Raw genomic sequence first — 12,312 nt, 5'->3', positions numbered from 1 at the left:
AACGGGTGCGCCCGGCCGCGTTTGCCGACCTTCTTTCGTCTCCCCTCCCGATGCCGCTCTCCGACCGCGCCATTCTCCGCGAGCCAACCGTCACGGTGCTCGCGCGTCCCCAGTTCAGCGAACCGGGGCATCTGCCCGTGCAGTGGATCGGCGAGGCCACCGATGGCGAACGGCTGGCGGAATACGCCGGGCGCCTGTGTTACATGAGCCAGCGCAATCCGGCCGGTCGTGACACGCGCGAGTACCTCGAGAATATCAAGAAGCAGGGGCATGGGAGCGTGCTGGAGCACGCCAACTACTCGCTGCTGCTCGAGGGGATCAGCCGGTCACTCACGCACGAGCTGGTGCGGCATCGGGCCGGCTTTGCGTACTCGCAGCTGTCGCAGCGCTACGTGGACGAAAGCGATGCGCAGTTCGTGATGCCGCCGGCCATCATCGGCGACGCGCCGCTCGAGGACGCGTGGACGGCGCAGGTGGGCTCGGCGCTCGACAGCTACGTGGGACTCGTGGAGCAGCTGATGTCGCGCTACGCGTGGGTCGACGACAAGGTCCATCGCCGCAAGATGGCGCGCGAGGCCGCGCGCGGCGTGCTGCCCAACAGCACCGAAACCAAGATCGTGGTCACGGGCAATGCCCGCGCGTGGCGCACGATGCTGGAGTTGCGCTCGAGCGAAGCCGCCGAGCTCGAGATTCGCCGGCTGGCGGTGCTGACGCTGCGGGTGCTGCAGCAGGAGGCGCCGGCCTTCTTCAGCGACTTCGAGATCTACGCGGCCAGCGATCGTCGCGAGGCTGCGCGTATCACCTACCACAAGGTGTAGGGCGCAGACGCCATCGAGTCGGGGGCGTGTTGGCGCCCCCGTGGCTGAGCGCCTCGCGAACCCGTTGGCGGCGGCGGTTGCTCGGTCCCGATTAGCCGAAGCCGTGCGTCAGCGAGAAGAGCTGGGTGGCGAACAGATGCAGCTCCGACTGCGGGACGACGGCCCGAATGATCGTGCGCTCGGCTCCGCCAGCGTCTTGAAGACGAGCGCCGCGAAGGGCCCGTCGTCCGTGGCGTGCAGCGGGATGGTGCGGAACATGCGCTTGGGGCGCTCCGGAGAAACAGCGCGGGCGGATCACCGCAGTGACCCGCCCGCCTCTTGCTACCGATTCTGACAGAACAGGGTTCAGTCGACCTCCGTTTCATCGTACGAGTAGGCGTCCGCCTGCCGGAGCGAGTCGAGCCAGTTCTCCACGCCGGCTTCATCGTCGAGCGGGCCGCCCCCACTGGCGGCATTCCCGCTGGCGAGTGAGAAGCTGAGCGCCCGTTCGGTGCCTTCCGGCCAGTCGGGCATGGCGAGCCCCGCAGCCACCCGGCGCAACGTCGTGCCACACGCCCCGAGCAGCTCGGACGCACGGGCTTCGAGGGTAAGGAGCGGAATGTCGTGATCCTGCGTCATGAGGCGGCCCGTCGCGCCATCGCGCCACGCCGAGTCGCCCACTGCCCCGCGGTCCGGCCAGACACCGAGGTGTCGCACCACACCCGACGCCGCCGCTTCCGTGCGCTCGCTCTCAAATGTCGCGGCCAGCGCCAGCGCCAGCGCCTGCGCATCGGCCTGTCCGTACAGCGTGACGACTTCACGCCGCGAGCGAGTTCCGAACGGAAGCACGGGAATCGAATTCACGTGCGCGAGTACCGGCGAATCGCTCGGACGCGCCTCGAGTCGAACGAGGACGTCCATGGGTTGCCTCCTGAGTAAGGGTGAGTGAAGGATCGGGTGGTCGGCCGCCGGCGTGCGCCGTCCACGTGGGAATGACGTCCCACCCGATGCTGTGCAACGTTGTGGAAGCGTACGAAGTGCCCATGGCGAGCAGCCCACCGCCCACGTCGCGACTGCGTCACGATCCCGCCGCACGGCGGCCGAGATCGGTCAGCGCTCTTCGTCGGTGGCGTAGAGCCAACAGCCCCCGAGCAGCGCCAACGCCAACGCCGCTCCAATGGGAACAGCGCCCGGTATGCTGGCCGTCACCGCATACCCGATGCGCAGTGGGGCCGGCAGCATGGCGGCTGCCAGGGTGACGTACACCGCCGCGGCCAGAAGTGCCGCCAGCGGGCGTACGATGCCGCGCAGCGGCAGGACCAGCAGCGCCAGCGCGACCCCCCAACTCGTGGCGATCACCAGGTGGTGGAGGTAGCCAAGCGCGACCGACGTGAGTGGCGCCGCCGAGGACGTGACCCCCAGGCGCTCGAGCAGCCCGCGTCCGGCCAGTCGAAAGACGCGTCCCACTTCGCCTTCACGCCAGCCGAGTCCCAGCAAGGCGCCGCCGGTGGCGATTGCGGTGAGGGTGCCGGTGGCGAACGCCGCGTCGAGCAAGCGCTCGAAACGACTCGACGTAGCGGTGGAGGCCATGCGGGAAAGATACATCACGGGAGGGTGTCGACGTTTGCTTAACGGGAACGCCCGCGCAGCGTCCAAACGAACGACTACTTCCGGGAGTTCGCATGGGGCAGGGACGCACCAGAGGCACAGGCTGGCGGGGCAGCCGAAGGGCCGCCGGCGTCGCCGTGACGGCGTGCGCGTTTGCGGCATGCGCGTTTGCGGCATGTGCCGGCGGGATGGGCCACCGCCGTGCGAGCGGGCCGGCAGCCGAAACCGCGCCACCCCCCAGCGCCCTGCGGGAACAGACGGTCGACCAGCAGGTCCAGCACGTACTCAACCGGTTGGCGTTCGGGGCACGGCCGGAGGATGTGGACGCGGTACGCCGCCTGGGGGTGGACCGCTGGATCGCGCAGCAGCTGCAGCCGGAGCGCCTTGCCGATCACGCCACCGATTCGCTGCTGCGTCGGTATCGCACGCTGGCGTATTCGGCGGATCGGCTGCTGGCTGAGTTTCCGCCGCCGGCTGTAGCCCTGGCCGCGGCGGTGCGCCGGGGTGACGGCCCCCTGACGGCCGTCGACTCGCAACGGTTGCGCCAGCAGGCGCGGCAGTCGGGGCAGGCCCTCGGCGAACTGGCTTCGAGCCGGGTGGCGCGCGCCGTGCTCACCGAACGGCAGCTGGAGGAGGTGCTCGTCGACTTCTGGGAGAACCATTTCAATGTGTTTGCCGGCAAGGATAGGACGCGGTACTTCCTCAACGATTTCGACCGCACGGTTCGGCAGCATGCCATGGGGGATTTCCGGGCACTGCTCGGGGCCGTCGCGAAGAGTCCGGCCATGCTGTACTACCTGGACAACTGGCAGAGCGTCGCCGACAGTGGCCGGCCGGTGCTCCAGCCAATTCCCCCGCAGCGCGCGGCGCGCCGGGCGCAGGCCGTGCGCCGCGCCGTTCAGCCGCGTGGGGCGACATCCGAGCAGATGGCGCGGGTGGAGGCGCTGCAGCGACGGCGGCGTGGACTGAACGAGAACTACGCGCGCGAGTTGATGGAGCTGCATACGCTGGGGGTGGACGGCGGGTATACCCAGCAGGATGTGGTGGAGGTGGCGCGCGCCCTGACCGGGTGGACGCTCGAGCGTGGGGCGCAGGGGGGAGGATTCGTCTTTCGCCCGCAGGCGCATGATGCTGGCGCCAAGACCATTCTGGGCGTCCGCTTCCCGGCCGGCCGCGGTCAGGAGGAGGGCGAAGCGGTCCTGGATCTGCTGGCGTATCACCCCCGCACCGCCGAGTTCATTGCGCGCAAGCTGGTGCAGCGATTCGTGAGCGACTCGCCGCCGCCGGCCCTGGTGGCCCGGGCGGCGGAGCGCTTTCGGCTGTCGCGGGGAAACATCCGGGAGACGGTGCGCACGATCGTCACGAGCCCGGAGTTCTTCAGTGCCGACGCCTATCGCGCCAAGGTGAAGTCGCCGTTCGAGCTGGTGGTCAGTGCGCTGCGCGCCCTCGACGCGGCGCCCGATGTCACGGCGCGCACCGCGCAGCTGGTGAGTCGCCTGGGGCAGCCCTTGTTCGGCCATCAGGCGCCGAATGGGTATCCGGAGACCGGTGAGGCGTGGATGAACACGGGTGCCATCCTCAACCGGATCAACTTCGGCCTGACGGTGGCAGGCGATCGGGTGCCCGGCGTGCGGCTCGCCCAGTGGCCGTTGTATGACTCGCTGCGCACGCTCGATCGCCCCGCACAGGTGGACGGCGTCATTCGCGCCCTGCTCGGCGGAGCGGTATCGAGCGACACGCGCGCGGTCCTCATTTTGGGGCGCAACCCGTTTCTTGCCGCGCGCGGCGGCGCCGACGCGCTGATGGCGCTCGACGGTGCCGACAGCACCGACGCACCAGACCCCATGACGCCCGCCATGCGCCCACGGCGGCGCGGCAACCTTGCCGGCTCCGCCAGCACGCCCACCGGACTGGCCCAGATCGTTGGGCTGGCCCTTGGCGCGCCGGAATTCCAGCGGCGCTGACCTTCTCCCGAGACCGGTCGATGAACCGACGCGTATTTCTCAAGGGTGGCGCGCTCTCGCTGCTGACGCTGGGACTGTCGCCGAGCTTCCTGCGACGCACCGCGGCCGCCATGGCCCTGCCCGCTCGCGATACGGGCAAGACCTTGATCGTGCTCTTCCAGCGCGGGGCCGCCGACGCCCTCAATGTGCTCGTCCCATTCGGAGACCCGGGCTACTACAGCGCCCGGCCTCAGCTGGCGATCGGATCCCCGGCGCGCGGCAATGGCGCGCTGGGCGCCATCGATCTCGACGGCTTCTTCGGGTTACACCCGGCGATGGCCAGCTTCAAGCCGCTCTGGGAGCGCGGGCTGCTGGCGCCCATTCACGCCGTGGGCAGCCCCAGTGCCACCCGATCGCACTTCGACGCGCAGGACTACATGGAGACCGGCACCCCCGATCGCAAGGGGACGCCCGACGGCTGGCTGAACCGCTATCTCGCGGTGAAGGGCACCTGCGAGTCGTGTGCACCGACGGGCGCCCCTGCCGGTGGGTCGCCGTTTCGCGCGGTGGCGATGTCGGCGCAGACGCCCCGCATGCTCGAGGGGGCATCGGCGGTGGTGGCCATGAATGCGATCGAGGAGTTCTCGATTCGTGCCAACGGGGGTGACGCCGAGCAGCGGCTCGAGGCGCTCTACCGCACCGGACGCAGCGATGTCGTCCACGGCAGTGGGCGCGACATGTTCGAGGCGCTCAAGGTGCTGCGCGCGGCGAACCCCCAGCAGTACCGTCCGGCGCCTGGCGCCGTGTATCCGCGCTCACCGTTCGGCCAGCGTCTGCTGCAGATCGCGCAGCTGATCAAGGCCGGCGTGGGGCTGGAAGTGGCGTTCGCCGATGTGGGCGGATGGGATACGCACGTGAACCAGGGGGCCGCCCAGGGACAGCTGGCGAATCGCCTGCGCGACTTCAGCGATGCGGTGGGCGCGCTGGTGACCGACCTGGGCGACCGCATGGACGACGTGGTGATTCTCACCTGTTCGGAGTTCGGCCGCACGGTGCGGCAGAACGGCACGGGAGGCACCGATCATGGACACGCGGGCGCGATGTTCGTGATCGGCGGCCGCGTGAGGAGCGGCACGGTGCACGGACGCTGGCCCGGACTGGCGCGTGAGCAGTTGTACGAAGGACGCGACCTGGCTCTCACCACCGACTTCCGGTCGGTCTTTTCCGAGATCACGTCGCGGCATCTCGGGGTGGCCGACACCAGCGCCGTGTTCCCCGGTTATCGGGGCGGCAGCGGCGGCAGCGGCGGCAGCGGCGGCAGCGGCTGGTTGGGCGTTCTGGGCTGACGGGGCGCCGACTTATCGCCCGGCGCTGGGCCAGGCCGCGCACCTCGGTGGCCACCACGACGAAGCCGCAGCCGGCCTCGCCGGCGCGGGCCGCCTCGAGGCCGGCGCTGAGAGCCAGCAGGTTGGGCTGGAAGGCGATCTCGTCGATCACGCCGATGATCTGGCTGCACGCACCGGCGGGACAATCGCGCCGCGCCAGCATTCAGGCGGACTGTGTCGCCGACGCATAGTCGCTGAGCAACCAAACGGCGCAAATCGCAATACCGCTCGCGACGAAGAACCCCTGGGCTCCCACGACCAGCGAGGGGGCCAACAAGGCTGCGGCAATCAGCGTGGGGCCGACAAGCATTTCGACCAGGGCGTGCACGCGCATGGGGATGATCTTCACGAGGCCAAGCGGCATGTCGGTGAGGACGGTCATGGCCAGGTGAACAGCTGCGAGCAGGTAGGCCAGCATGGTGGGTGCGCCCGAGAACCCGAGGAGGGTCGGTGCGGAAGCAAAGGCGATTACCGTGGCATAGTCGAGAATGCCGTGGATCGAGGCGTTGAGGATCTTCATAAGTCGTCGTTCCTTTGTGGAGCGTTTGGTACAGTACTGGGCACGGCTCTACGCTCCCTAAGGCCGTCCCCGGTGTTCAGATCGGTGGGGATGCGTGAAGCGTGAGCAACAGCGTCTGCCTCGCTGCCCTGATCTCCTCCTCGAGCATTCCGGCCTTTGCCAGCACCAGGATGCCCTGGATGCCGGCAACGGCGTGCAAGGCGAGCGCGGATACGGCGCTATCCGGCAGGACGCGTCCGTCGCTATCGGCGAGGCTCAGCGCCTTGGCGAAATGGCGTCGCAGGAGACACACGCCCCGGTTGAGGCGGTCGCGCACGGTTTCGTCTTGCGCCCCCATCTCGAGGGCCGTGTTGCCAATCAGGCAGCCGCGCCAGCCGACTGTCCTTCCTTCTGGATCGCGTGCCACGGTCAAGATCGCGTCCAGCAGGCGGGCAACCGCTTCGTCCCGATGCTTCACGCCCTCGAGCGCTCTGGCGAGTACGAGATCGACCGCGCGGAAATAGCGGTCGAGGACGGTGAGGAACACCGCATGCTTGGAGGCGAACGCGTTATAGAAGCTCGCCTTGCCAAGCCCCATCGCGTCCAGGAGTTCGGGCATGTGCGTCCCCTCGTAGCCCTGCCGCCAGAATAGGGGCAGCGCGCTGGCAATGACGGCGTCGGGATCGAAGAGTTTGGGGCGCACAGGAATATATTAGACCATTTGCTCCAATATGTCAATCGGTGGCACTTGCCCACCGATGCCGCGTGATCCGGTCCCGGTAGTCGGGCCGGTTCAAGCGGAACACAACAGCATGTCTCGCACGTCTCCCGGGCCGACCTCGCGATCGCGCCCATGGCGGTGCCCGCGTCGCGCACCACCACGCCGGAGGATTCCGCAGCGTCGGCCAGCGTCTCTTTGTCGCAGGTGGTCGACCTGCCTGCCTGTCCGATCGAGGCCGAGCCATTGGCCTGACGTGGCCGGTGCGGATCGTGGTGCGCGGTGTGATGCACCTGAAGATTCACCGCGCATCGCGGTAGTTTGCACGATGTCTCAGACGCTGCTGGTATTCCCGGTCGATGTCGACAGCGTAATGCCGATCGTCCGCACGGCCCGCATGCTCGGCATGCGTGTGGTCGCGGCAAGTTCGGTCATGCCACTGCAGCCGGTCGACGGATGCGACGCTTCCATCCACCTGCCGTACGTGTCGGACGACGGGTTCGATGACGCGCTGCGCGCGGCGATGCACACGCATGGCGTGACGCACCTCGTGACGATGCACGTGGGGGTGTGGGCGCACTTGGCGCGTCTCGCCGAAATGGATGCCATGATACGCGCCGCCTTCCGTGGCGCACACCCCGTGCAACAGCAGTGGCAGGTGTTCGCGCCAAGTCTGTCGTGGGCGCGCCGGCAGCGGGCGGACCATGTGGCCAGCAGTCTTCCCGCCCCGGATGGCAAGGTGGCGCCGCCGTTGTCGGTCGCCGAATACGCGTCGCTGCATCGCGGCTTTCTCCGCACGTACGGGCAGTGCGACGTGACCAAGCTCGAGGCGCTCTGTGCGCTCGCTCGGGTCACGCCGCCTGGCGACGTGGTGGAGCTGGGCGTGTTCTACGGGCGCTCCGCGTACGCGCTGGCGCGCCTGGCCCATGCGCATGGCCTGGGGAGCACCGTGTGTGTGGATTCGTGGGGGAGGGCGCGCATCACGGATCAGGGGGCGGCCGCCGGCGTGTTGAACGCGACACAGTCCGCGTACGATCAGGAGCACGTGTTCGAAGCGTTTCTCGCCTTGGCGAGCGAAGTGCCGAACATGAGCTATATCCGTGAGGAAGCCGTCGATGCCGCGCGCTCATATCAAGCGGCTGGGCGACGCGGCCTGCTCACCGTGCCCGAACTGCGCGAAGTGTCACTGACGGGTGCAGTATCACTGCTGCACGTGGATGCCAATCATCGCTACGATCAGGTGCGACGCGATGTGGACGCGTGGGAGCCGCTTGTGATGCCGGGGGGCTGGATCGTGTTCGACGATTACCAGTGGGCTTTCGGCGACGGGCCCACGCGTGTTGGCGATGAACTGCTGGAGACCGGTCACTTCGATTGTGCGTTCGCGTGGAGCGACAGCCTGTTCATGCGCAAACGCACGGCCTAGTCCGGCAGGGACGATCTTTCCCGGCAACTCCCGCCGCTGCCGCGGGTCATCGTGGGGAGCAAGGAGCGTTCGGTCAGGTGGCGAGCACGGACCTGCCGTCGGGGGCGATCGATTCCGGGCGACTGGCGGGAGCCCCCGGACTTGGCGCGCTGTTGGTGCGGGTGGCCAACGGCGATTCGACATCGGCGTGCATCGGCTTCCCGATCGTCGAGTCCGATCGCTTCACGGCGCGGGCGCGGCATCATCTGCGGCATCACGGGCGGTGACTCGTGTGCACGGGGTGGGCGCGACGTGTTGCGCGAGAACGGGATCGCGGTGCCGGTCTCCAGCCGGGAGGTATTCGGCGTGGGGTCGTGGGGCGGTTTCGGGGCAGCGGCGAAGGAGGCCCTGGTCCATCATCGCCGGTGCGCGCACGTCGAAACGAGTGGCCGGTGACGCTCTGCGGCGTGCTCCATGGCAGGTCCATACCCCCTGTAGTATCTTGCGCAGATCCTTGGTGATGCACGCTCTACCCTGATGTGAGGTGGTGATGGCTTCGATCGGTGACTTCATTGAAAAGTTCACCACGGCCGTGGACTTCCAGGAACCCGTGGAGATCGCGCCGGACACGGTCTTTGCCGACCTGTCACAGTGGGACTCTCTCGCCGCGCTCGGCGTGATCGTGATGTTCGACATGGAGTACGGCAAGACGATCACCGGCGAGACGCTGATGTCCTGCAAGACCATCAATGACCTTTTTGCGCTGATCGGGTAGGGCCATGGGCCTCTCGACGCTGCGCAACGTCCGGTACCGCGGGATGGCCACGTGTGTACCCAAGCACAAGGTCAGCAATCTCGATTGCCCGCCGTCCAGGAAAGCGGAGCGTGAGCGGCTCGCCCGAAACATCGGGATCTACGAGCGCCGGTTGTGTCCCGAGTGGCAGTGCTTCTCCGACCTCGCCTTCGACGCGACCGAGCGGCTTCTGGCGGCGCTGGAATGGCAGCGAGACGAGATCGATGCCCTCATCGTCGTGACGCAATCGCCCGATTATCTCATCCCGTCCACGGCGATCATCCTGCAGGACCGGCTGGGTTTGTCTCATGCCACTATCGCTTTCGACGTCAATCTCGGGTGCTCGGCCTATCCGTTCGCCCTGCATCTGGTCGGCTCGATGATCGCCGCCGGTACTGTCAAGAAGGCGCTGGTGCTGGTGGGCGATCGATCCGGATCCGTTCGCGAGCCATTGTTCTCCGATGCAGCAACGGCCACGGCGCTCGAGTACGATGTGTCCGCGCCACCGATCTTTTTTGACCTCAACAGTGACGGTAGTGGCTTTCGCGCCATCATGTTGCCGGTCGGCGGTCACCGCGAGCCGGCCGGCCTCCAGCACTTCATTCCGTACAAGGATGCAGACGGTGAGTGGCGTCGGCCTGATGATCTCCAGCTGGATGGTGCCGCGGTCCTGAGCTTCTCCACCCAACGCGTACCGCCGGCGGTCAAGCGCCTGATGGAGTACGCGGGCACGAGCCCCGACTCGATCGACTACTTCGTGTTTCACCAGGCCAACCGGATGATCAACGAGACGATCCGGAAGAAGCTTGGCCTCCCGCCCGAGAAGGTGCCGTCCACGCTGCAGGACTTTGGCAATACGAGTGGCGCATCGATTCCGGTCACGATGACGGCCCGGATTCGCGGGGAGCTGGCGTCCCGGAAGAATCGGGTGCTGCTGTCCGGGTTCGGGATCGGCCTGTCATGGGGGACTGCGCTTGTTGACATCGAAGGGGCCGTCTTTCCCGAGCTGATCGAAGCATGAGCTTCAACCCGTTCAGTCTGGCTGGGCGCCGCCTGCTCGTTACCGGCGCCTCGTCGGGGATCGGCCGTCAGATTGCGATCAGTTGCGCCGAGATGGGTGGCACCGTGGTGCTCACCGGCCGTCATGGCGAGCGCCTCCACGACACGCTGGGGCATCTCGCTGGATCGGGGCACAGCGCTGTTGCTGCCGATCTCCTCGAGACCGGCGCCATCGATCGTGTGGTCGCGGAAGCAGGGGCACTGGATGGCGTGGTGCACGCCGCCGGTATCGCAAGGATGGTCCCGTTCCGCATGATCTCCCATGCGCATCTCGACGATGTCCTCGGACTGAACGTGCACGCCCCGCTTCTGCTCACCAAGGCGCTACTGGCCAAGCGATCGCTGCAGCAGGGAGCGTCCATCGTCTTTGTGGGGGCCGTCGCCTCGGAGGTTGGGCCCGTGGCCACCGCCGTCTACTCCGCCAGCAAGGCCGCGTTGCTCGGGGCGGCGCGCACGCTTGCGCTCGAAGTGGCCAAACACAAGATGCGGGCGAACGTCTTGTCGCCCGGCTACGTGCGCACACCGCTTCTGGACGCGCTCGGGAGAAACGGCGCGAAGATCGACGAGCTGCTCGATATCACCCCTCTCGGTTTGGGTGAGCCGATCGATGTGGCGCATGCGGCCGTATTCCTGCTCTCGGACGCCAGTCGCTGGATGACCCGTTCGCTGTTCATCGCCGACGGGGGACTGACTTCACGGATGAGCATCTGATGGCCGAACTCGAATCACCACGCGCGTTCTCGCTGGCAGGCAAGACGGTCTTGGTCACGGGGGCGTCCTCGGGACTCGGGCGGCAGATCGCCATCTCGTGCTCGCGAATGGGCGCGCAGCTCGTCATCACCGGTCGCAACGAGGCCCGACTGCAGGCGACCTTCGCTGAACTCGACGGTGCCGGGCATCTGCCGGTCTGCGCCGACCTGACGGTCGCGACCGAACTCGATGCGCTCGTTGCGGGCATGCCGGCCCTTCACGGTGTCGTCCATGCGGCCGGGGTGCAGCGGCTGTCTCCGGTGAAGATGCTCTCGGAGAAGCTGTTGCGCGAAGTGCTCGACATCAATTTTGTTGCGCCGGTGATGCTGACGCAGCGGCTGCTCTATCGTTCGACGCTGGTCGCGGGGAGTTCGATCGTCTTCATCACCTCGATCTCGGCCATCGCCGGAACCGCAGGCGTCGGACCGTATGCCGCGAGCAAGGCGGCCCTGCATGGCATGATGCGATGCCTCGCCCTTGAGCAAGCCAAGCGGCGTATGCGCATAAACTGCCTCGTGCCCTCGGCCGTGGAAACCCCGTTGTGGGATGATCGCCTGCTTGCACAGGCGGCGCGTCATCCGCTTGGCGTGGGTACACCCGGTGATGTGGCCAACGCCACCATCTACCTGCTGGCTGACGCAAGTCGTTGGATCACCGGCACCGAGCTCGTGATGGATGGCGGCGCGGTCGCCGTCTCATGATCCGGAGCGACATCTCGTGATGACCGAAGTCTGCATCGTTGGGGCCGGTGGATACGGTCGTGTTGCGCTCAGTCAGATGCTTGATGATGCTGCCTACGGCAAGGAATGGCGGATCGCCGGCTTTCTGGACAGTCGTCGCGATGTGCTCGACGGGTATGTCACCGGATGCGAAATCATCGGCGATCCACTGACGTATGTGCCCCGGCGGCAGGACGTCTTCGTGTGCGCCATCGGCCAGCCCTCGTTTCGTCCGACCTATGTGCTGCCCCTGCTGGCCAAAGGCGCACACTTCATCAACATCCTGACGGAAGCGTACATCGCCCGCAACGTCACGATCGGGCAGGGATGCTTCATGGAACGCCGTGTGACCATCGGCCCCGATTGCCGCCTTGGCAACTTCGTGGTGCTGCACTCGCTGTCCGTACTCGGCCACGATGTCGTCGTGGGTGATTATTCGCAGATCAGCTGCTTCTGCTTCGTTGGTGGGGGGGCGGAGATCGGTACGGGCGTGACGGTGTTTCCACATGCGACCATTCTCCCGGGGCGCAGGATCGGTGATGGGGCAACCATCGGTGCGGGAAGTGTCGTGCTGAACGACGTGCCGCCCGGTGCCACGGTGTTCGGCAATCCCGCCAGGCGAATCTCCTGATCGCA

14 protein-coding genes and 1 pseudogene are annotated in these 12,312 nt (G+C 67.2%); 10 read left to right on the top strand and 5 right to left on the bottom strand.

What is annotated here, in order from left to right:
* The first annotated feature begins 50 nt into the window (after positions 1–50).
* Positions 51–818, top strand: a complete 768-nt coding sequence (gene thyX / locus O9271_RS05275) for an FAD-dependent thymidylate synthase (RefSeq protein WP_343213872.1) — start codon at positions 51–53, stop codon at positions 816–818.
* A gap of 345 nt (positions 819–1,163) precedes the next feature.
* On the opposite strand, the gene O9271_RS05270 is transcribed toward thyX, so the two are convergent.
* The gene (locus tag O9271_RS05270) at positions 1,164–1,718 is read right to left on the bottom strand and encodes a hypothetical protein (RefSeq protein WP_298266752.1); all 555 of its coding nucleotides are present in this window, start codon (positions 1,716–1,718) and stop codon (positions 1,164–1,166) included.
* 189 nt (positions 1,719–1,907) lie between these two features.
* Positions 1,908–2,387 carry a hypothetical protein gene (locus tag O9271_RS05265; protein WP_298266750.1) on the bottom strand — a complete coding sequence of 160 codons (480 nt, stop codon included), beginning with the start codon at positions 2,385–2,387 and terminating at the stop codon, positions 1,908–1,910.
* Between the two features lie 206 nt (positions 2,388–2,593).
* On the opposite strand from O9271_RS05265, the gene O9271_RS05260 reads away from it, so the two are divergent.
* Together O9271_RS05260 and O9271_RS05255 are read left to right on the top strand one after the other, a co-directional pair.
* On the top strand, positions 2,594–4,369 hold the full coding sequence (locus tag O9271_RS05260) for a DUF1800 domain-containing protein (protein WP_298266748.1): 1,776 nt from the start codon (positions 2,594–2,596) through the stop codon (positions 4,367–4,369).
* A 20-nt stretch (positions 4,370–4,389) separates the two neighbouring features.
* The gene (locus O9271_RS05255) at positions 4,390–5,694 is read left to right on the top strand and encodes a DUF1501 domain-containing protein (RefSeq protein ID WP_298266746.1); all 1,305 of its coding nucleotides are present in this window, start codon (positions 4,390–4,392) and stop codon (positions 5,692–5,694) included.
* Positions 5,695–5,716: 22 nt separating this feature from the next.
* Here O9271_RS05255 and O9271_RS05250 read toward each other — a convergent pair.
* The 3 genes and pseudogenes from O9271_RS05250 to O9271_RS05240 all read right to left on the bottom strand — a co-directional run.
* Positions 5,717–5,872, bottom strand: a pseudogene (locus tag O9271_RS05250) (methyl-accepting chemotaxis protein); the annotation flags it as partial.
* 24 nt (positions 5,873–5,896) lie between these two features.
* Positions 5,897–6,253, bottom strand: coding sequence for a hypothetical protein (locus O9271_RS05245; RefSeq protein WP_298266745.1), 357 nt, complete (start codon positions 6,251–6,253; stop codon positions 5,897–5,899).
* Positions 6,254–6,329: 76 nt separating this feature from the next.
* Entirely contained in the window at positions 6,330–6,935 is a 606-nt protein-coding gene (locus O9271_RS05240; protein WP_298266743.1) for a TetR/AcrR family transcriptional regulator, read from the bottom strand.
* A gap of 343 nt (positions 6,936–7,278) precedes the next feature.
* On the opposite strand from O9271_RS05240, the gene O9271_RS05235 reads away from it, so the two are divergent.
* The 7 genes from O9271_RS05235 (at position 7,279) to O9271_RS05205 (ending at position 12,307) form a co-directional block, all read left to right on the top strand.
* Positions 7,279–8,376 (top strand): class I SAM-dependent methyltransferase, encoded by a 1,098-nt coding sequence (locus O9271_RS05235; protein ID WP_298266741.1) that lies wholly within the window; start codon positions 7,279–7,281, stop codon positions 8,374–8,376.
* A 77-nt stretch (positions 8,377–8,453) separates the two neighbouring features.
* Positions 8,454–8,642 carry a hypothetical protein gene (locus O9271_RS05230; protein WP_298266739.1) on the top strand — a complete coding sequence of 63 codons (189 nt, stop codon included), beginning with the start codon at positions 8,454–8,456 and terminating at the stop codon, positions 8,640–8,642.
* Between the two features lie 263 nt (positions 8,643–8,905).
* The gene (locus O9271_RS05225; RefSeq protein WP_298266737.1) at positions 8,906–9,130 is read left to right on the top strand and encodes an acyl carrier protein; all 225 of its coding nucleotides are present in this window, start codon (positions 8,906–8,908) and stop codon (positions 9,128–9,130) included.
* Positions 9,131–9,134: 4 nt separating this feature from the next.
* Positions 9,135–10,169: a ketoacyl-ACP synthase III gene (locus tag O9271_RS05220; RefSeq protein WP_291262964.1), complete on the top strand. Its 1,035-nt coding sequence runs from the start codon at positions 9,135–9,137 to the stop codon at positions 10,167–10,169.
* Entirely contained in the window at positions 10,166–10,918 is a 753-nt protein-coding gene (locus O9271_RS05215) for an SDR family oxidoreductase (RefSeq protein ID WP_298266735.1), read from the top strand. Before O9271_RS05220 ends, O9271_RS05215 begins: the two co-directional genes overlap by 4 nt.
* Entirely contained in the window at positions 10,918–11,658 is a 741-nt protein-coding gene (locus O9271_RS05210) for an SDR family oxidoreductase (RefSeq protein WP_298266733.1), read from the top strand. The genes O9271_RS05215 and O9271_RS05210 overlap by 1 nt, the downstream gene beginning before the upstream one ends.
* 19 nt (positions 11,659–11,677) lie before the next feature.
* Positions 11,678–12,307, top strand: a complete 630-nt coding sequence (locus O9271_RS05205; protein ID WP_291266340.1) for a NeuD/PglB/VioB family sugar acetyltransferase — start codon at positions 11,678–11,680, stop codon at positions 12,305–12,307.
* Positions 12,308–12,312 lie beyond the last annotated feature (5 nt).

The sequence above is a fragment of the Gemmatimonas sp. genome (assembly GCF_027531815.1).
GTDB lineage: Bacteria > Gemmatimonadota > Gemmatimonadetes > Gemmatimonadales > Gemmatimonadaceae > Gemmatimonas.
Note: the sequence above shows the minus strand (reverse complement) of the source record. Positions and strands in the feature narration are given on the sequence as shown.

What these genes read in the sequence shown, in the direction of transcription:
- O9271_RS05210 (WP_298266733.1), top strand. Translation starts at nt 10,918, where the DNA reads ATGGCCGAACTCGAATCACCACGCGCGTTCTCGCTGGCAGGCAAGACG.
- O9271_RS05260 (WP_298266748.1), top strand. Translation starts at nt 2,594, where the DNA reads ATGGGCCACCGCCGTGCGAGCGGGCCGGCAGCCGAAACCGCGCCACCC.
- O9271_RS05270 (WP_298266752.1), bottom strand. Translation starts at nt 1,718, where the DNA reads ATGGACGTCCTCGTTCGACTCGAGGCGCGTCCGAGCGATTCGCCGGTA.
- O9271_RS05205 (WP_291266340.1), top strand. Translation starts at nt 11,678, where the DNA reads ATGACCGAAGTCTGCATCGTTGGGGCCGGTGGATACGGTCGTGTTGCG.
- O9271_RS05225 (WP_298266737.1), top strand. Translation starts at nt 8,906, where the DNA reads ATGGCTTCGATCGGTGACTTCATTGAAAAGTTCACCACGGCCGTGGAC.
- O9271_RS05220 (WP_291262964.1), top strand. Translation starts at nt 9,135, where the DNA reads ATGGGCCTCTCGACGCTGCGCAACGTCCGGTACCGCGGGATGGCCACG.
- O9271_RS05245 (WP_298266745.1), bottom strand. Translation starts at nt 6,253, where the DNA reads ATGAAGATCCTCAACGCCTCGATCCACGGCATTCTCGACTATGCCACG.
- thyX (WP_343213872.1), top strand. Translation starts at nt 51, where the DNA reads ATGCCGCTCTCCGACCGCGCCATTCTCCGCGAGCCAACCGTCACGGTG.
- O9271_RS05235 (WP_298266741.1), top strand. Translation starts at nt 7,279, where the DNA reads ATGTCTCAGACGCTGCTGGTATTCCCGGTCGATGTCGACAGCGTAATG.
- O9271_RS05265 (WP_298266750.1), bottom strand. Translation starts at nt 2,387, where the DNA reads ATGGCCTCCACCGCTACGTCGAGTCGTTTCGAGCGCTTGCTCGACGCG.
- O9271_RS05255 (WP_298266746.1), top strand. Translation starts at nt 4,390, where the DNA reads ATGAACCGACGCGTATTTCTCAAGGGTGGCGCGCTCTCGCTGCTGACG.
- O9271_RS05215 (WP_298266735.1), top strand. Translation starts at nt 10,166, where the DNA reads ATGAGCTTCAACCCGTTCAGTCTGGCTGGGCGCCGCCTGCTCGTTACC.